Here is a 20905-nt window from a genome sequence, read left to right on the forward strand (position 1 = left end):
AATAATAAGGCTATGCGCGGAATAGAACGCGGAAGTGCTATATGGTGTCTTTTTTTATTTTTTGCGGCCCTCATTTTATCCTGCCTTTCCGGCTGCGCGAAGAAATCTTCCGAGAAAGAGATACTCATGTGGCTCGTCGGTTCCGAGAAGCAGGCCCAGAAGATAACCGAGCTCGGGCGGGATTTTTATAAAGAGACCGGAGTCAAAGTGAGATGCGAGGCGCTCTCGTGGGGAGAGGCCCATTCGAAATACCTGACCTCGGTCGTAGGGGAAGTCACCCCCGACATCGGGACGATGGGGCTTACCTGGGGGACCGAATTCGGCAACCTGGGCGCGATGGTCGACCTCCAGAAGGCTTTTCCTGCGGACCTCAAGGATATAGAGGACAACATCTTTCCCGGCCTCGCGGAATCCATAAGATATAAAAACAGCGTCTATGCCGTCCCGTTCGATATAAGCGAATATGTAATGTATTACAGGATCGACATAGTCGGAAGGCCGCCGCGGGACTGGAAAGAACTGGCTTCCCTTCTGGCCGATCTCAACCGCGACGGCAAGTCGATGATAATCGACTGGGGCGGCCTCGGATGGATAGGATACAGCCCGTTCCTGTGGCAGGCGGGCGGGGATTTTTATAATAAGGAGAAGACGGCCGCCACGCTCGATACCGCGGCCGCGGAAACCGGGATGGAATTCTTTACCGGCCTATATAAGAGATACGGCGTGCCGAAAGAGGAGAAACCCGTAGAGCAAGGATTTAAGATGGGCGACTACCCGATATTCATCTCCGGGAACTGGAAGATGAAGAGCCTTGCGGACGTTGCCCCGGAGATAAACGGTAAATGGGGCATATCGCCGCTCCCGGCCGGGCCCACAGGAAAGAGGACCGGGTTCATCGGCGGCAGGGTTATGGGAGTCTTCTCCCAGTCCAAATTAAAGGATGAGTCGTGGGAGTTCATCAAGTATCTCTCCCGCCCGGCGGTCCAGCTGAAATTATACGAGGCGACCCTCGAGTCGCACGATACCTATCTTCCCCCGAACATAAAGACGTGGGATATCCTCCCGATGGATGCGGCGTTCAAGGAACCGCTTAAGGCGCAGGCGATGGACTCGAAAGGGCCGCCGTCATTATTGGGCTGGGATGACAGCACGAGGTTCATAGATACGGCCATACAACTTATCGTCCTGAAGGGCAAGGACGTGAAGGCCGCTTTAGCCGGCGCGAACGACGAGTTGAACAGGAGGCTCAGGAAGTGAAGTCGGTAGCCAAGGAATTGAACAAGCAGAAATGGGCGTATATCTTCATCGGGCCGTCCTTTATCATCTTCGCCGTATTTCTCATAATACCGGTCTTCGCGTCGCTTTACTGGAGCCTGACCGAATACAATATCCTCCAGCCGCCCAAATTTGTCGGCCTGCAGAATTATATAAATATAATATTCCACGACCCGCGTTTCTGGAAGGCGATGGTAAACACCGCGATCTATGTGGCCGGCACGGTCCCGACGAGCATAGCTATCTCGCTGCTTCTCGCCGTGGCCATCGACCAGAACATCCGTTTCAAGAACTGGTTCAAGACCTTCTTCTTCATCCCGAGTATCACTTCGATTATAGCGATCTCGGTCATCTGGAAGTGGCTTTACGCGAGCGGGAAATACGGCCTCTTTAACCACGCCCTTTCGTCGATCGGGATAGCGCCGGTAAACTGGCTCGGAGTGGATTGGACGCTTCCCTCGATAATAATCATGAGCGTCTGGGGCGGTCTCGGGTATAACATGATACTCTTCATCGCCGGGCTGCAAGGCATCCCCCAGGTCTTCTATGAGGCGGCCGAGGTCGACGGGGCGAGCGAATGGGACAAGTTCCGCAACATCACGCTTCCGCTCCTGGCGCCGACGATGGTCTTTGTCACCATAATGTCGATCATAAGCGCGTTCCAGGTCTTCGACGCGGTATATATCATGACCTACAGTTCGGAGGGGGCGGTGGGCGGGGCGCTCGACTGCGCGCTGACGATAGTCGCGTATCTCTACGATACCGGCTTCCAGAGGTTCGCGATGGGCTACGCCTCGGCGCTGGCGTACCTGATATTCTTCGTCCTCTTCATCGTAACGGTGATAAACATGAGACTGGTCGAGAAAAAGATAGAGTATTGATATGGACATAAACGGGATAAAAGAGCTGGAGAGAAGAGGCACCGTCAGGGTCGCGAGCAAGAAGAAGCAGCAGCGGACCGCCAACCTCCTCATTTATACTTTCCTGATAGCCGGCTCATTCATAATGATCGTGCCGTTCGTGTGGATGATAGTCACGTCATTCAAACCGCTCGACGAGATAAATACCTATCCGCCGAGCTTCTTTATCCGCAAGCCGACGATCGCGGCATACCTTGAACTCTTCAGGATAATACCGATGGGCAGGTATTTCCTCAACAGCCTTTTTGCCACGACGGCGATCACGCTGGCCAACATATTCTTCTGTTCCCTGGCCGGCTACGCCTTCGCCAAGCACAGGTTCTTCGGCAGGGACAAGCTCTTCCTCCTGCTTGTGGGTTCGATGATGATACCCTGGCAGGTGAACCTGATACCGAGTTTCGTCATAGTGAAGAAGTTCGGGTGGCTTAACTCGTTTTACGGGTTGATAATCCCGGCGATGTCCGGCGCGTTCGGGATATTCCTGATGAGGCAGTTCATAATGAACATCCCGGATGACCTGATAGACGCGGCTAAGATAGACGGCTGTTCCGAGTTCACTATATACCGCAGGGTGATCTTGCCGCTCATACAGCCGGCGCTCGCCTCGCTGGCGATATTTACCTTTATGGCCCAATGGAACAATTTCGTCTGGCCGCTCGTGATAATATATTCCTCGAAGATGAGGACGATACCGCTCGCGCTCTCTGTCCTGAACGGGCAGTTCGGGACGAATTTCGCGATGGTCATGGCCGGCGCCGTGGTCGCCACGGCCCCCGTATTGATAGTATTTATAGCCTTCCAGAAATATTTCGTAAAGGGTATAGCGCTTACCGGCCTGAAGGCGTGACGCATGAAAAATCCCCTCCCCGTCGTCCTGGCGTGCGTTTTTGTATTGGCCGCGGCCGAAGCCCACGCCTATAAGCCGGCCGCGATAAATTCGGCCATCGCTTCTTCCGAAAAAGTGGGCATGTACGGCCTGTTCGAACTTACGGTTGACCTGAGCGCCGAATACGAAAACCCGTTTGATCCCTCCCAGGTCGACCTCTCCTGCATCTTCAAATCACCGTCCGCCAAGGAAATAAAAATCCCGGGATTCCTTTACTCATCGTCAGGGAAGAGGCCGGTCTGGAAGATACGTTTCTCCCCGAATGAAGAGGGAGAGTGGGCCTATTGCGCGGCAGTCGCAGACAGGCGGTCTTCTGCCAGGTCGCCGGCCGGAAGGTTCATGTGCGTCCCGTCCGGCGCGAGCGGACCGGTGAGGGTAAGCAAGATCGATCCCTGTTATTTTGAGACCTCCGACGGAAAATTCTTCTTCCCTGTCGGCATGAACGTCGCGTGGCTCGGTGGGGATACGCTGTATAATTACGACGGCTATTATAAGAAGATAAGCGGCAACGGCGGGAACTGGTCGCGGCTGTGGCTGTGTTCCTGGGGCCTCGGGCTTGAATGGAAGAAGGACAAGTCGTACGGCGGCCTCGGGAAATACAATCTCAGGAACGCGGACAGGATAGATAAGATACTGGGGATGGCCGAAAAATACGGCATGCGCGTCCAGCTTACGATAAATATCCACGGCCAGTTTAGCACTTCATCAAATTCTGAGTGGGGCGTAAACCCATATAACGCCAAGAACGGCGGGCCATGCAAGTCCCCGCCGGATTTTTTTACGAACGAGGACGCAACAAAGCTCTTCAAGAACCAGCTCCGTTATATAATCGCCAGGTGGGGATACAGCCCGGCGATATTCTCGTGGGAGCTTTGGAACGAGATTGACCTGACCGACGGTTTCGACGAGGCCCGCGCCGGCGAATGGCACAAGGAGATGGCGGATTATATAAAGGGCGCGGACCCGCTCGGCCATATGATAACCACGAGTTTCTCAAAGCCGCTGGATTACTCGCTCTGGCGCGCGCCATACATCAGCTATACGCAGATCCACCAGTACAGCGACGTTATGATAGACGAGATAGTCTTCCGCGCGAAGGAGTTCCGGGAGAGGTACGGAAAGCCGGTCCTTATCGCTGAAGTAGCCAGCACCGCGAAGGAAGGGACAATAGAGCGCAGGCAGGATCCCCAGGGGATAAGGTTACATAACGCGCTCTGGTCTTCGGCCGCCTCGCCTGCAGCCGGGACCGCGATGTATTGGTGGTGGGACAGCTATATCAAGCCGCGAAACCTTTTCTACGAGCTTAGGGCGGTCTCCGGGTTTACCGCCGGCGATGACAGGCGCGGTAAAAAGTTCACGGATATCGATTACAGGATAATTTACCCCAAGGATACCTATAATACGCTCACTTTCACGCCTTATCTCGACTGGCAGGCCTCGACCGCCTCGGAATTCATCGTGGGGAACGACGGGCGCGTCTCGGATATCGACAAACTTTCGAGGTTTTTCCAGGGCTCGGCGCACACGGACATGAAGGTCACTCCGGTATTCGCCGTAGATTATCCCGAGGACGGCTCGTTCACCCTTAATATCGACATGGTATCCGAGGGCGGGGCCAAAGCTGCCATCTGGCTTGACGACCGGATGGTCCTGGAACATATCTATAAGCCGCTCCCGAGTTATAAGCATCTCGATGACAGTTTCGAGGTCGGCGTGAGCAAGGGGAAGCACCGCATAAAGATAACCAATGACGGGCCCGATTGGTTCAGGGTCAGGAACATCTGCCTGAGCGGCTATTCCAACCCGCTCCAGGTGGTAGGTATCCGGTCCGGCGATTCGGCGTATCTTTGGTTCAAAAACAGGGATGACACGGTCGATAACCGCAGGAAAGGCGTCAGGTATACCTGGATAGAGATACCCAGGGTCGTCATAACCGGTTTGAAGGACGGGGATTACGCAGTCGAATATTTCGATACCATCGCCGGCGGCGTGATCCGGAGCGAGAAAACCGGGTGCCGGAACGGCAGCCTCGAGCTGGTCATACCAACCTTTACCACCGATCTGGGCTGCAAGGTCAAACTCTCCAGATAAGATGTTATCGGTCACATTGACAAAAGGCCGTTCGTATGGTAACCTTTCTTTTAGAGGTATGCTAATCAATGAAACGTTTCGATAAATCCAGTATAACGATAAAAGACGTGGCAAAACGGGCGGGGGTCGCTCACTCAACCGTCTCTCTTGTTATGAACGACCGTGAACACGTGTCGCCGAAGCTGCGCGAACGTATCCTTAAGATCGCCAAAGAGATGGGCTATATGCCCAACCTGGTCGCGCGCAGCCTTATCAGCAAGAAATCGTCCACCGTAGGGGTGGTATTCCCCGAGAACCCGCATTTCTTCACCATAACGTACTTCCTTATGATAATAGAGGGCATACAGAACGCCTGTAAGAAATACGACAGGGCGCTCATGTTCTTCAGCCTCGACCAGACCAAAGGCGAGTCGTATTACCAGATATCCCGCAAATGGCTTATCGACCTCATGGTCATCCTGAACGTCGATTACACAAGAGATATCTCCAAAGACATCCGCGACCTAAAAGACAACGGCATAGCCTTCTCTTTAGTGACAAAATATAACGGCAAAGAAAAGGTCAACTCGGTCTGCGTCGATAATTTCGAGGGCGTGAGATTGGCCCTGGAATATCTGGCCTCGCAAGGCCACAAGCGCGTCGGGTTCATAAGCGGCAACCCGAACTCGGCAGACGGCCCCGAAAGGCTGCAGGCGTTCAAGGTCCTATCCAAAAAGATGGGCTTTGACCAGGACGAGGAGCTTATCGTCTACGGCGATTTCACGTTCGAGAGCGGCGAGAGGGAGGTCCCGAAGCTCCTGGGGCTCAAGAAACGCCCCACCGCGATATTCGCGGCGAGCGATTATATGGCCATCGGCGCGATGCGCGTCATGAAAGCGCAGGGTATCTCTATACCCAAAGACATGGCGTTGATGGGGTTCGATAATACCCTCGAGGTCGCTTATGTCGAACCCCCGCTGACGACGATAAGGCAGCCTCTCCAGGAGATGGGAGAGAAGGCGGTCGACCTCGCAGTCCGCTCCATGAACGACGAGAATTTTGAACCCCAGATGGCAGTGATAAAACCCGAACTCATCAAGAGGCAATCATGCTGAAAAAAACCTTCCCGTATTTTGCGATAGCGGTCTTCCTGACGTGCGCGTTCGCGCCTGCGCAGGTGTATCCCGCCCAGGACGCGGGACCCGGGGTCCAGCCCCCCACATTCGAGGTAAAAGAGATAGACGGCCTGTATCTCCCGTTCCAGAACGGGATACCTTTCCCGTCATGGGAGAGGCAGGACCGCCCTTACATTGAATTGGACGGCTCATGGAGGTCCGAACGGCAGGGCGTCGACCACAAACTTACGCTTTACAAGAGGACGCCGGAGACCTTAAAACTCCTCGAAGAAGAGAGCGCCGGCAGGTATAAGGCCGATTACGACGACAGCGCGTGGAAAGAGAAGCCTGTCCCGGGCGTCGAGGACCCGGCCCCTGACAGGTATATGGACGGGGCATGGTACAGGAGGCATTTCACAGTCCCGGCCGACGCGTCCGGCAAGTACGTTAAGCTCATGTTCGAGGCCGCGAATTATTTTACGGATGTGTGGATCAACGGCAAATGGATAGGCTGCCATGAAGGCGGCTATACGCCGTTCGCGTTCGATATAAGCCAATACCTTAACTATGGGCAGGATAATGTCATAGCCGTCCGCGTAGATAATATCCCGTGGCTCCCCAACGGAGACGCCTCGTCCGAAGCGCTCAGTACCAACGACCATAACATAGTCCCTTACGTTACAGGCGACTGGTGGAATTACGGCGGGATAACAAGGAGCGTATATATAGAGATATCTCCGCCGGTCTCTATTGTCCGCGCCGACATAAAACCGAAACTGGTCAACGAGAAAGATTCCGAACTGACGATAGATGTGACCGTTTATAACCGGAGCGATGCCGAATTCGATTCATCCCTTGCCCTCAAGATCGTCCAGGCCAATGTGAAGGACGACAACTTAGAGGAAGCGTCTGTAAAGAAGATAGCTACAGGCAGGACCGTCTCCCTGGAAGGCGAAACCTCCAAACAGGTAACGTTGAAGGCGGGCGAGGCGAAGGTGTTCAGGTTCTCGCTGAAATCGGGCGGGCTCAAACCCTGGTCGCCGGAGTCGCCTAACCTTTACGTGTTACGGGTAACCCTCGGGGACAGGAAAGCAAGATCGGGCGAGCTCTACACCCAGTTCGGCGTCAGGGAGGTAAGCGTAGATAAAGCCAACGCTAAACTGCTCCTGAACGGCAAAGAGATATTCCTCCGCGGTATCGCGCGCCATGAAGTATTTTACGGAGAGCCCGGCCCGCTGGTTTACGGCCCGGCCGCGGTCACGGCGGATTTCAAGTACATAAAGGACGCCAACGCGAATTTCGTCAGGACGGCCCATTATCCCAACCAGCAGCAGACCTACACTATCGCCGACAGGATGGGGCTTCTCGTATGGGAGGAGATACCCATGTTCTGGTTCACCGGGCCGGAGTTCCTCATCCAGAAAAACGTCCGGGGCATCGGAAGGCAAATGTGGTTCGAGATGATATACCGCGATTATAACAGGCCGTCGGTCATAATCTGGGGCGCGTGCAACGAATGCAGCTGGCAGGGGGAGAGGGCCGCTTTTATAAAAGACCTGCGGGAGAACGCTTATAAGGTCGACGGGACCCGGCTTGTAGCGCAGTCAGCCTCGGGAAGCGATCCTACCGACGCCACCCAGAAGGAATGCGATATCATAGGGTTTACGACTTATTACGGTATATTCTACGGCAACTCGTATTTTGCCGATACGAAAGAAGCGCTCAGGAAGACCCATGAAGCTTTTCCGGACAAACCGGTCATATCCACCGAATACGGCGTCTGGGCCCGTTACGGGGACCTTGCCCAGGAAGCGTCGCAGGTCGAAGTGGCGAAAGATACCTTCAAGGCTTTCAGGGACTTCCCGTTCGTCGCCGGCGCGACATGGTGGACGATCGCGGATTGGCACACGATGATCAACGAGCCGGAGGTTATGGGCACTATGACGATCGACAGGAAATTCCAGAAGCCGGTATATTTCCAGCTGCAGCGGCAATATGCCTCGCTTTTAGGCGACCTGGCGGTCGAGCTTAAAGAACCGAAGGAAGAAGCGGTCTTGCAGGGAAAAGCCGGTATATCGGCCGAGATAAAAGGGGAAGAAAAGCCCGAGGCGGTGGAACTGATGGTAGAAGGGAAACTCTTGGGCCGGCTATACCAGAAGAAAGACCTTTACCGGATGGAATTGGACACGTCAAAACTTCCGGAAGGCAAACATATGCTTATCGTCCGCGCGACCGGCAAGAAGAGTTATTATGTCTCCGGTTTCGTCCGGGTCATCGTAGATAATATAGACGAACTTCCTGCGGTCACTGTCAATCTCAAAGATAACGACGCAGTTATAGGCAAAGTCTCGCTGAAGGCCGTCGCGGCCGACGACAGGGGCATCGCCTCGGTCACTTATTCCGTCGACGGGGGAGAGCCCAAGCAGATGGAAGGCATAGGCGAGGGAAACTACCAGGCGGTATGGGACGCCTCGCAGCTTCCCGACGGCTCTACTCATGATATTAAATTCATAGTGACGGACACGGGCAGCCAGACCTCCGGGGCAACGGCCAAAGTAACTATCGATAATAAGCCGGGCAAGTATGCGGAGTTGCCGTTCGACCACGACTGGATCTCATGGAACACAAGCCGCAATGACGGGACCGGCTATGACTTCCCGGCGGAGGAACTGCCGGACTCGAATTCCGAGTTCATATTCAACGGCGCGGAAAAGGTAAAGTTCAAATTCGGCGACAAGGCCGACGGCCAAAAGAACACCGTCGAATGCGGCAGGCAAAAGATAGCTTTCCCGCCCGGGTATTATACGAAAGTATATATTCTTGGCAGCATGCATGACGGCGGTTCGAAACAGACGTTCGTCCTGAACTACACCGACGGGACATCGGCGAAGATCGTGACAGGTTTTTCAGACTGGTGGGGCGGCAATCCCATCTACGGCGAAGAAGCAGCCGTAGTGACGACGTACCATCATGAATCGGCCGGCGACAGGAAGCCCGGCGTGGCGCTTTATATGCAGACGCTCGAGCCGGACAAGAGCAAGATCCTCTCTTCGATCACCCTGCCCGCGGACAAGAGATTGAATATATTCGCGATCACCCTTGAGGGGGAGGCCTCTAACATTCCCTTGCCCGAGCCCGCTATAAGTAAGCCCGGGCCCAACTCATCGGTGGGCGGCGCCGTAAAGATCGCGGCGGAGGACAAGCAGGAAAATATAGCGAAGATCGATTATTCCGTGGACGGGGGAGAGTGGATGCCGATGTCGCCTTCGGCCGCAGGGACTTATACCGCCGAATGGGACACGTCAAAAGTGCCGGGGATAAATCATACGATAAGCGTAAAGGCGACCGATAAGATCGGGCAGATAAATATAAAAAGCATAGACGTGAGGGTCGTAAATAAGGTCACCATAGTATTCCCGTTCGACGGCGCCAGCATATATAAAATGGCTACTCTTATGGTCGAGCCGAGGGCCAACACGGAAGTCGATAAACTGGAGTATTCAATCGATAACGGCCGGTTTATCGAGATGACGCCGAATATGGGGCTCTACACGGCCGAGTGGAAGATAGACGAGGGGTATAAGCCCGGCTCAAGCCATACGCTGATGGTCAGGGAGAACGAGAAAGGCGGCGGGGTCACGATAGACACGGTCAAGGTAACGGCCGATACCGTCAAGATAATGATAGCGGAGCCGGTCAAGGGCCATACGATAAAGGTCGACAAGAACATAAGGGACTGGGTAGGCACCGCGCCGGCCCAGGAGAATACGGCGACTATCAGCGGAGGCGAATATATCTGGGAAGACGCCAAAGGCGACGATACCGGAAACGGGCATTACACTTATCCGACTAATAAAGCGCTGACTAAAGGCGCCGACCTTAGGGAATTCAGGGCCACATGGGACAACGAGAACCTGTACCTGATGATAAAATGCGACCGGCCCGGGGATTTCTGGACGCCTTACAGGATAATAGGCATAGACCAGGACGGCGCTAAAGGCGGCAAGGGCGGCACGCAGGTCCTTGCCCAGGGCGACGGGGACCAGGATACCGGCTGTTACGGTAATCTTAAGGTCTCGCCGGATTTGGCGTGCGAATATGTGATAGGGATATTCAATTCCTACAAGGGCCGGATCTGGGACGCGAAGGGGAGAACTATCGCCCGCAAAGAAGGAGATAGCAACGATACGCAGGGGTTCATGATCGACGACGCCAACTGGAACTCGGTCGAGGTCGCTATTCCTTTGAAACTCATCGGCGGAAGCCCTGCGGGCCATACGTGGAGGTTCGTTGTGGGGACCGGCCAGCAGGACAACGGAATTTTCAGGAAAGTGGATAAGGACGTGTCCGAGTGGCACGGCGGCGGGGGCGAGGCGAACAGCTCGAACCCGTACACTTACGACCTGGCAAGCCCGGACAGGAAGACGCAGGAATATGAGTTGAACAGCTACAAGAAGGACGGGGACTCTTCGGACCCGTCGACGTTCGCGGTAATAAACAGATCTTATCTTGCGGTCACTTTCAGCGACGAGGCAAAGTCCCCGTAAAGGGGGAGCGAAAAAGTAATTAAACCGGTACAAAAAGGAGGGCGGTAAAATGGGTAAAGTGGCGGTGCTGTTAGCGGTCGGATTGGTCTTTTCGTCTGTCTGTTTCGCCGAGGATGCGGTCACAGGGCATACTATCGCGGTCGACAAAAATATAAAGGACTGGACCGGCGTTGCTCCGGAGCAGGAGAACTCGGCAGCGGTAAGTAACGGCGAGTATATCTGGAAGGATGCCGCCGGCGACGATACGGGAAACGGGAAATACACTTATCCTTTGGATAAAGCGCTCAAGAAGGGCGCGGACCTGAAGGAGTTCAGGGTCACGTTCGACAAGGAGAACCTTTATATCCTGATCAAGACCGACAGGCCCGGAGACTGGTGGACCGGCTACAAGGTAATAGGGATACACAAGGAAGGCGTAGAGGGCGGCACGCAGGTCCTGGCCCAGGGCGATCCCGACGAATTAAATTTTGATTCGGGCACTTTCGCCAACCTGAAGGCCGCGCCGGCGTTATCCTGCCAGTATGTGGTGGCGGTCTCCTCGACTTACAAAGGCCGTATCTATGACGAGAAAGGCAAGATGATAGCGCGCAAAGAAGCGCAACCGGATGATACAGCCGGGTTCAAGGTTGACGATTTCAACTGGAACGCGGTAGAGATAGCGATCCCGTTAAGCCTCATCGGCGGAAGCCCGGCGGGCCAGACATGGAAGTTCATTGTGGCAGTCGGACAGCAGGATAACGATATTGCCCGTAAGGTACTTGTCGAACAGAGCCAGTATAACGGCGGCGGCGGGGCCGAGAACGGCGAAAATCCGAGCGCATATGACCTCGCAGGCGCCGATAAGGCTACGCAGGAGAAAGATCTCGGAAGTTATGATCCTAACGCGTCAGAGGGTGACCTGAAAGGGTTAGCGACGATCGAGAAGTCGTTCTTGACCGTTAATTTCGCGAAATAAGCCCGGCTCATCGTAAACAGGAAGGGCAGACATATGAAAAGAGTCCCCTACTTTCTTTTTTATATGTTCGTAGCGATGAGCGCCATCTTTTTTATGGATCAACGGATGGCAGGCGCTTTTTCCGGCCATCCGGTCCTTGTCGGCGGCGCGACCAACGATTGGATCGGGACGGCGCCGTCCGAACCCAACAGCTGGACGATAAGCGGCGGGGAATATATATGGAAGGACGGCGTGGGCGATGATACCGGTAACGGCAGTTATACCTATCCTCTCCAGAAGGCCCTGAAAGGCGGATGCGACCTAAGGGAGTTCAGGCTTACCTACGACGACAAGAACCTCTACTTATTGATAAAATGCGACCGGCCCGGGGATTTCTGGCCCCCTTTAAGGATAATAGGGATACATAAAGAGGGAATGGTGGGCGGAATGACCGTCCTGGCGCAGGGCGATGCGAATGAACCGAATTTTGATAAAGGAGTTTCCGCCAACCTGAAGGTCGCGCCCGAGTTAGCCTGCCAATACGTGATCGCTATATCATCCTCCGCATATAAGGGCCGGATATGGGATGCCGAAGGAAAACTTGTTGCCCGGAAAGAGGGCGAAAAGAACGATACTCCCGGTTTTAAAGTGGAAGGCGTAAATTGGAATCATGTCGAAGCCGCGATACCGCTGGAGCTGATAGGCGGCAGTCCGGCGGGACAGGTGTGGAAGGTCATTATCGCCATAGGCCAGCAGGATTTTGATGTCGCGCGCAAGATAGACGTGGACGCGAGCGAATGGAACGGCGGCGGCGGCGCGCCGAACAATTCCAATCCGTATATCTATGACCTGGCCGGCGCCGATAAAGAGACGCAGGAGAAAGAATTGGGAAGCTATAACCTTAATGCGCCGTTCGGGGATCCCGACGGATTCGCCGTTATAGCGAAATCATTCCTGAAAATCGATTTCAGCAATGAGGGTCCCGGTAAATTATCAAGGAGGGGTGAAAATGGCACGGAAACCGGTTTTTTATCTGGCGTTGGCGTCTTTTTTCCTGCTCTGCTCTCACGCTGAGGCGGCAGACAGGTACGGGCCTTTTTCCGGCCATTCGATAAAAGTGGACGGTTCGCTGGCCGACTGGGTTGGTGTAGCCCCGTCCAGCCCTAATACCGGCGCGATAAGCGGCGGCGAGTTCATCTGGAAGGACGCTTCAGGCGACGATACCGGAAACGGCAGCTATACCTATCCAAAGAATGCCGCCTTCGCAAGAGCCGCCGACCTGGAGGAATTCAGGGTAACGTGGGACAAGAAGAATGTTTATTTCCTGGTCAAGACGGCCATGCCCGGAGAATGGTGGGCCCCTTACCGCGTCATAGCCATAGATACGGACGGCGCCGGCGGAGGAGGGAAAGGGATGCAGGTCATACAGCAGGGCTATATTAATGCCGAGTCCGCCGATTCCGGCACGTTCGGAGAGTTGAAGGTCGACGATGCGACCGCGGCGAATTATGTAATAGCCATAGCGGGCACATACAAGGGGCGCATCTGGGACGAGAAGGGCAACCTTATCGCAAAGGCCGCCGGTGAAAGCACGGATACCCGCGGTTTCAAGATAAAGGATGCCAATGCTTGCGCAATCGAGATCCAGGTGCCGCAGAAGATAATCGGGGATCCTGCCGGGAAGATATGGAGATTCATCGTGGCCTGCGGCCTCGAAGACAAGGAGCGCGCCAGGGAGGTCTATAAGGTTGCCGACGAATGGCATGGCGGCGGAGGGGAATCCACGACAGCCGAAGACGGCGTAGACCCGGATTTTTATGACCTGGCCGGCCTCGAAAAGACCACGCAGGAGACGGAGCTTTCGAGCTACGGCTCCAACAAGGCGCCGGGAGACCCCTCGGGTTTCGCGGAGATAAAAAGGTCTTATCTGCAGGTAAAGTTCGCGCCGTATCCGAACGCGAAGAACCCGAAATAACCGCCGGTTTTTTTCCCCTTGACGGGGAGAATTTTTTACGGTATTATATGTTATCGGTAACATAAGATGAAGAAAGTCACCTTTAAAGAGATCTCCAGGATAGTCGGCGTGTCCCCGATGCACGTGTCGAGGGCCCTCGCAGGGCACCCTTACGTAAAGGAGGAGCTGCGCCGCGAGATATCCAAGGTAGCCAAGAAGCTCAACTACAGCATCAATCCCTTCGGCCGCGGCCTGTCCAAGAATATCCAGATGAAGGCCCGGATGATATGCGTCCTGACCAAATACGGGAACTTCTTCCGGACCGAGTATTTCGTCAACCTGATAGACGCGATCAGCAGCAATTGCAGGGCGAAGGGATACGACGTGATAATGGCGAGCCTCACGGACGATGAAAGCGGAAACATAAAGAGGCTCAAGAACCTGGTCAGTTATTATAAGGCGGGCATAATAGAGGGGTTCGTCTTCATCGCGCCGGACCTCGACGCCGCGGAAGGCTTTTTCCTGCGCGCGGAAAAGGTCAATTTTGTCTGCGCCGGCAGCAGGATAGAAGCGGCTACGAAATATGTCGACGTCGATAATTTCAGGGCGGGCTCCGAGGTCGGCGGCTATCTTATCCGGCTGGGCCACAGGAGGATAGCTTTTGTGAAAGGCCTCGAGAAGAGGCGCGATAGCCGGGAGAGGCAGCAGGGTTTCTTGAATGCCCTGACGGCAAGCGGGATCGCGCCGGACGAAGGCCTATTCATTTCCGGCGATTACAGTATTCCCGGCGGGAAGAAGGCGACAGCGGAATTGTTTTCGCGCAAGAAGAAGCCGGACGCGATATTTTATGCTAACGACCTTATGGCCTACGGCGGCCTCGAATTTTTCAAGGAAAAAAAGATAAGGGTCCCTCGCGAGATCTCTATCGTGGGTTTTGACGACCTCGCTGCGTCGTCTCGGACCGAGCCCCCGCTTACGACCGTGAGGCAACCTTATAAGGAGATGGGAGAGGCGGTCATGGAGGCCGTATCCCACCCGGAATTCGCTTCAAGGATGATAACGGCGAAATTAATAATAAGGAAGAGCTGCGACAAGCCAAGGAGAATTGGATGAGGACTACCGCGGGATACAGGATCGGTAACGACAACGAATTCATAATTGAAAATTACAACTATTCCAAGGCCTTTTCGAGTTTCCTGCCCGGCATAGCCGGCGTCGACGGCATCCCGATGTGGGTCTTTTACGTGAACAGGAACCAGGCGGTATGCAGCCTCGGCATAGAGAGCAAGGACCGCGCGATGATGGAATTTCTGCCCGCGAATTTCGCCTACCAGCTGGTCGGGACGCAGGGCTTCAGGACCTTTATCAAGATAATTGGCAAAAACGGTTTTACGCTGTATGAGCCGTTCAGGGTATACGAGAAAGAAGAGGGGTATATCCCGTCCCAGGTGATGGCTATTACCCCTTATTCCGTGACGCTAAGGGAGGTCCACGAGAAGCTGGGCATGAGCGTCGAGGTCAGGTATTGCAACGTCGTCCAGGAGCCGTTCCCCGGCCTCATAAGGCAGGTGGAGATAAAGAATATCTCCGGGAGGGCCGTGAAGATCGAGCTCCTCGACGGGATGCCGCAGGTGATACCCTTCGGGATGGACGATTCCAGCCTGAAGAAGATGAAATACCTCGTCAAATCCTTCAGTTACGCGGAAAACCTCGGGGAAAAGATACCTTATTTCCATATCAGGACGACCCATGAGGACGGCCCTGAGGTGGCCATGGTAAAGAGAGGCCATTATTACGCGTGCGTCAGGGTGGAGGGAGGCAAGGCTGAGTTGAAACGGCCCCTTATAGATGCCTCGCAGATCTTCGGAATTAGGAAGGACATGATCCTCCCCTCGCGCTTTAACGTGAGGTCGAAATTCATTTATGATACTAAGGGCGAACTGACCAGCGGGGAGTTCTCTTCGGCCATGTGCCATGAGGATGCGGCACTCAAGCCTTCGGAGACGCTCACTTTATACTGCGTCTGCGGCACCCTGGATTCTGTCGGCGGCACGAAAGAGGTGGCGCGCGCCCTCACCGCGGATTTCGCGGAGACGCAGCTCAAGAAAAACCGGACCGTCATCGAATCGATCATGGGCTCTTCCCTGGTCATAAGCGAAGACGAGAAGTTTGACAGGTATTCCGCCCAAAATTTCCTCGACAACGTGCTGCGCGGAGGCTTCCCCCTGACGGTAACGAAAGACAGGAGCAAAGTCTTCTATGTCTATTCCAGGAAGCACGGCGACCTGGAGAGGGATTATAACCAGTTCTACACTTCCCCGACCCTTTATTCCCAGGGCGATTCCAATTACAGGGACGTCAACCAGAACAGGCGAAACGACACGTTCTTCAATCCCGACGTCGGGATGTCCAACATTATCAACTTCATAAACTTCATACAGATGGACGGGTTCAATCCGCAAGGCGTGGACGGAGTGACATTCATATATAAGGGAGACAAAAAACTTCTCATAAGCCTTTTCGGATCCGGCGCGGAAAAGATGGAGGAGTTTTTCAGGAAGCCTTTCGCCCCGGGCGACATCTTCAAGTTCGCCGGATCCAATTCTATCAAGGCCGCCGTATCGAACGGGGAGATGCTCTCGAAGATACTCGAGCGCTCGGACGCCGGGCAGAATTCGCGGCATATCGACGGTTTCTGGAGCGACCACTGGTCCTATAATATGGACCTCATCGACAGTTTCCTGGCCGTCTATCCGGACAGGAGGAAGGAGCTATTCTCCGGGCGCAGGGATTTCACGTTCCACGACAGCCCTTACGTCGTCCTGCCGAGGCAGGATAAATACGTCTTGTGGGACGGAAAACCGGTCCAGTTGGGCGCGGTAAAGGTCGACGAGGAGAAGAGGAAGATGATCGCCGGCAGGAGATCGGAGAAGACGCTCGTCCGCAAAGTAAACGGCAAAGGAGATGTTTACAGGACCGACCTCATCACGAAACTCCTTATAATCGCGGTCAATAAGATAAATTCCATCGGGCCGGACGGCTGCGGCATCGAGATGGAGACGGATAAGCCGAACTGGTGCGACGCGCTTAACGGACTTCCGGGGCTCTTCGGGTCGTCCTCGAACGAGACATTTGAACTGAAGAGGCTGATAACCATGATCTCGAAGAACCTTGGCGGCAAGGCCCTCGAGCTTCCCGAGGAAGCCGTCGAGGCGATCAGGGATTCTAAAGACGCGCTAAACGGTTATCTCGGCGGGAGACTGGACGATCTCGGCATATGGGACAAACTGACCGCGATAAAAGAAAATTTCAGGAGAAAGACGAGATGCGGGATAATCGGCAGGCTCATCCCGGTCCCGGCAGACGAAATATCCGGCTACCTTGCGCTCGCGGCAAAGAGGGTCCAGGCGGCCATAAACAAAAGTTTTGACGAGAAGACCGGACTTTATTCCGGGTATTTTATCAATGTCCCGGCCGAATACGAACAGATCACGGTCACGGACAGCGCCGGCAGGGAGGTCCCGAAGGCCAACCACAAGGGCCTGCCGTGCATCAGGGTGATGAAATTCAACTCCCGGACGCTGCCGTTATTCCTGGAGGCGCAGGTCCACGCGCTGAAGGCGGAAGAGGACAGATCTGTCGCCGCGAGGCTGCACTACAACCTCATGAAGAGCGGCCTGGTCGACAAAAAATTGAAGATGTTCTCGGTCAATGCCTCGCTTGAAAAGGAGCCGTATGAGATAGGCAGGACCAAGACGTTCAATCCGGGCTGGCTCGAGAACCAGTCGATCTGGCTTCACATGGAATATAAATACTTGCTCGAGTTATTGAAGGCCGGGCTTTACAAAGATTATTACGCGAATTTCAAGGACGTCCTCGTGCCGTTCCTGAGGCCAGAGGTCTACGGAAGGAGCATCTTCGAGAACTCGTCTTTCATCGCGGGCAGCGTCCATCCGGACAAGAAAGTCCACGGACAGGGGTTTTACGCGAGGCTCTCCGGCTCGACCGCAGAATTCGTCCATATGTGGCTTATAATGATGACCGGAGGAAGGCCGTTTTCGCTCGACGCAAACGGCAAACTGGTCTTCAGCCTCTCCCCGGTCCTTAAGGGCGGGATGTTCCTGAAAAAAGACCGCAAGGCGGAGCACTATTCTCCCGAAGGAAAATTGCAGAAAGAGACCGTCAAGAAAGGCACATTGAAATTCATGCTGCTTGGCAGCATACCCGTGACTTATATCAATCCCCGGCGGAAGGATATATTCGGGGGCGGCAAAGGGGCTAAGTACGCGCTGACGCTCGAGGACGGCGCGGTGAAGGAATTCACCGGCAGCGTCCCGGAACCGTATTCGGCCCTTGTCAGGGAAAGAAAAATAAAAGAGATAAAGATGTATCTTGATTAAACAGGAGGTTTCGGTGGAGGAGAAGGTGATCTCTTTCGACAGGAAGAGCATGATCATTAACGGGAAACGCATCATGCTCTACGGAGGGGAATTCCATTACTTCCGCGTGCCGCACGAACTTTGGGAGGACAGGCTCCGTAAGATGAAGGCGGCGGGGCTTAACCTCGTCGCGACATATATACCCTGGAATTTCCATGAGATGAAGGAGGGTGAGTTCGTCTGGGAAGGCGACCGCGACCTCGAGAAGTTCGTGACGCTGACGGAAAAATACGGGTTTTACCTCGCGATAAAGCCGGGGCCGTATATCTGCGCGGAATGGGATTTCGGCGGGTTCCCTGACTGGCTCCTCGGAAAGGACGTGAAACTGCGCGAAGACGACCCGGAGTACCTCAGGCTTATCGGCAGGTATTATAAGGAGATCGCCGGGATCCTGCGGCCGCACCTGGTCACAAAAGGCGGCAATATAATCCTATTCCAGATAGAGAACGAATATGACCACCTGATCGCATTTACCGGCATAAAGAGATACAAGGACGGCGCCCTGCGATACCACCTCAAGCTTTTGAAGATGGCTCGCGAGGCGGGCATAGACGTGCCGGCGTTCACGGTGGAAGGGAGTTTCCTGAGGAAGAGCGAAATAATCGACGCGAGGACCTATTACCCGAATATCCCGTGGATATGGCTCTGGGAGTTCGACGATTTCGATAAGGCGATCGAGGCGTCGGTCGCCCAACAGCCGAAGAAGCCGCTGATGATAATGGAACTCGAGACCGGCTGGTTCGCGCAGTTCGGGAAGCCGCTGTACCAGATAGAGCCGGAGGTCACGAGGGCCATATTAAGGACGGTCATCGCCGAGGGCGCATCCGTCATGAACCATTTCCTGTTCGTCGGCGGCACGACGTTCCCTTACTGGAACTGCAAGGGCGACTACGGCGGGATAGGCACCTGCACGACATATGACTTCGGCCATTCGCCGCTCAGGGAATGGGGCGAGGTCTCGCCGACGAAATACCATATGGCCCGCAACACCGCGCAGTTCCTCGATTCATTCGAGGACGTGCTCTTCGGTTCCGAAAAGATAGGTGGAGCGGCGAAGTTTATCGACAGCGGGAATACCGTGGCGCTCGTGGACCTGAGAAAGGGCACGGTCAAACCCGACTTCTCCGGGACTTTCGAGAACGTCAAGGTCACCGAGAGGGCGGGGAAGAGAGGCGGATTCCTGATGGTCCGCAACCTTACCGACGATACGCTCAGGACGCAGATCGAATATCTATCTCCGGCCGGGAAGAAAACCGAAAAGCTGCCCTTTTCCGGAGACCTTAAGCTCGCTCCCAGGTCCTCATTCCTTTTCCCCATAGATGTCCCTATCGGCGATAAAGGAGTGGTCATCAAGCACTCTACCTGCGAACTTCTTTTGAAGAAAGAGATAGGGAGGAACGCGTTTGTCTTCCTCACCGGAAGACCCGAATTTAGGGGAGAGACCTATATCAAGTGCGGTCCCGTAAAGCCTGCCGTCATCGAAGGCGATTTCGATGTAAAAGGGGTAAAGGACGGCTATATCATCGGGAACGAGAACTCAGGGCTCCGGATAATAAAAATTGAAGGGGTATTCTTCGTTTTTCTCGACGACAAGACGGCCGCTAAAGTATGGGACGGCGAAGAGACGGTCGCGATAAGCGATTACTACTACATCGAGGACCTTATTGCCGACGGGCGGTCGATCGAGATAAACGCGCAGGTCAAGAACGGATGCAACCAGCTTACAAGGATATTTACCGCGGTCAGGCCCGGATACGTAACGATCAACAAGGAAAAGGCGCCTTTTAAATATGACAAAAAGACCGGGTCGGTGATCTTCAAATACGATTGCGCGGTGGAGGAGCTTCCGAGGATAACATGGCTCGACTCTCCGCGGTTCATCTCCGACGTCGACGAGAAAGAGCCCGGTTTCGACGACTCGTCTTGGAAGACGATAACCATGCCCAAAGCGCTTGAGCAGGCCGGCCTGCTCAAGCACGGTTTCATCTGGTACAGGCAGGAGTTCGGGCTTAAGGGGAGGCCGGCGGAATGCCGGGCAAGGATAATAACCAATGACATGGACAGGTTCTATGTCTATATCAACGGGGAATTCATCTGGCGCGGGATAGGCAGTCCCGACCTTGATATCTCCGGGGCGGCCAGGAAAGGGAAGAACCTCCTCGCGGTCAGGTATGAGAACGCCTACCATACCAAGGCGCATCCCCACGAAGGGCCGATAAAAAAACTCAGCGGCATAATGCGGCCGGTAAAGATCAGCGGCAGGGCGCAGGGAAAGTCCTTCAATATTGTCCTTAATAAATTGCTGGTCCGCGAGAATGCGGGCGGCCTCTTGAAGGGCTATCATGAACCTGAGATCGATGAAAACGGCTGGAAGGTCTCGCCTCCCGCTAAGAAATACGTATTCGCGAAAGAGATGGGAGAGCTTGTCTGGTACAGGCGGAGGTTCAAGTTCCTGCCGCGCAAGGGCGGCACCTGCGCGCTCAAGCTCACGATAGACCACGCCTTCGAGAGGTGCGTCATATACCTGAACGGAAGGGCGCTCGGCAAATACGAGTCGGTCGGTCCGCAGAATGATTTTTATATCCCCGAGCCGTTCCTGCGCGCGGAGAATACTCTGGCTATCCTCGTCGAGGGGCCGGGTTTCCATCCCGTCAAGGGATCGGGGTTCGTCCCGCCGGTCCTTAAAGACCCCAGGATAGGTTTCTACTATGCGGCCAAAAAGGTGAGCGCGAGGGTATCGGCCTATTGACAAGGGTCAGGATTGT

Annotated in this window: 12 protein-coding genes; all 12 read left to right on the forward strand. The window is 54.6% G+C overall.

All coding sequences use genetic code 11. From position 1 onward, the window contains the following. The first annotated feature begins 12 nt into the window (after positions 1 to 12). The 12 genes from WC317_02615 to WC317_02670 all read left to right on the forward strand — a co-directional run bounded on the left by WC317_02615 (position 13) and on the right by WC317_02670 (position 20889). Positions 13 to 1257, forward strand: a complete 1245-nt coding sequence (locus WC317_02615) for an extracellular solute-binding protein (GenBank protein ID MFA5339025.1) — start codon at positions 13 to 15, stop codon at positions 1255 to 1257. Continuing rightward, positions 1254 to 2156: a sugar ABC transporter permease gene (locus WC317_02620; protein MFA5339026.1), complete on the forward strand. Its 903-nt coding sequence runs from the start codon at positions 1254 to 1256 to the stop codon at positions 2154 to 2156. Before WC317_02615 ends, WC317_02620 begins: the two co-directional genes overlap by 4 nt. A gap of 1 nt (position 2157) precedes the next feature. Then, positions 2158 to 3042 carry a carbohydrate ABC transporter permease gene (locus WC317_02625; GenBank protein MFA5339027.1) on the forward strand — a complete coding sequence of 295 codons (885 nt, stop codon included), beginning with the start codon at positions 2158 to 2160 and terminating at the stop codon, positions 3040 to 3042. Between the two features lie 3 nt (positions 3043 to 3045). Then, positions 3046 to 5172 (forward strand): DUF5060 domain-containing protein, encoded by a 2127-nt coding sequence (locus WC317_02630; GenBank protein ID MFA5339028.1) that lies wholly within the window; start codon positions 3046 to 3048, stop codon positions 5170 to 5172. Between the two features lie 68 nt (positions 5173 to 5240). Further along, positions 5241 to 6266, forward strand: a complete 1026-nt coding sequence (locus WC317_02635; GenBank protein ID MFA5339029.1) for a LacI family DNA-binding transcriptional regulator — start codon at positions 5241 to 5243, stop codon at positions 6264 to 6266. Next, entirely contained in the window at positions 6260 to 10813 is a 4554-nt protein-coding gene (locus tag WC317_02640) for a glycoside hydrolase family 2 TIM barrel-domain containing protein (GenBank protein ID MFA5339030.1), read from the forward strand. Before WC317_02635 ends, WC317_02640 begins: the two co-directional genes overlap by 7 nt. 49 nt (positions 10814 to 10862) lie before the next feature. Then, entirely contained in the window at positions 10863 to 11768 is a 906-nt protein-coding gene (locus WC317_02645) for a glucodextranase DOMON-like domain-containing protein (protein MFA5339031.1), read from the forward strand. A gap of 33 nt (positions 11769 to 11801) precedes the next feature. Next, positions 11802 to 12821, forward strand: a complete 1020-nt coding sequence (locus WC317_02650) for a glucodextranase DOMON-like domain-containing protein (GenBank protein ID MFA5339032.1) — start codon at positions 11802 to 11804, stop codon at positions 12819 to 12821. Continuing rightward, on the forward strand, positions 12757 to 13722 hold the full coding sequence (locus WC317_02655; protein MFA5339033.1) for a glucodextranase DOMON-like domain-containing protein: 966 nt from the start codon (positions 12757 to 12759) through the stop codon (positions 13720 to 13722). The genes WC317_02650 and WC317_02655 overlap by 65 nt, the downstream gene beginning before the upstream one ends. 66 nt (positions 13723 to 13788) lie before the next feature. Beyond that, on the forward strand, positions 13789 to 14814 hold the full coding sequence (locus WC317_02660; GenBank protein MFA5339034.1) for a LacI family DNA-binding transcriptional regulator: 1026 nt from the start codon (positions 13789 to 13791) through the stop codon (positions 14812 to 14814). Then, the gene (locus WC317_02665) at positions 14811 to 18101 is read left to right on the forward strand and encodes a hypothetical protein (protein MFA5339035.1); all 3291 of its coding nucleotides are present in this window, start codon (positions 14811 to 14813) and stop codon (positions 18099 to 18101) included. The genes WC317_02660 and WC317_02665 overlap by 4 nt, the downstream gene beginning before the upstream one ends. A 13-nt stretch (positions 18102 to 18114) precedes the next feature. Further along, positions 18115 to 20889 carry a beta-galactosidase gene (locus WC317_02670; protein ID MFA5339036.1) on the forward strand — a complete coding sequence of 925 codons (2775 nt, stop codon included), beginning with the start codon at positions 18115 to 18117 and terminating at the stop codon, positions 20887 to 20889. The last annotated feature ends 16 nt before the right edge of the window (positions 20890 to 20905 follow it).

The organism is Candidatus Omnitrophota bacterium (genome assembly GCA_041653595.1).
Lineage (GTDB): Bacteria > Omnitrophota > Gorgyraeia > Pluralincolimonadales > Pluralincolimonadaceae > Pluralincolimonas.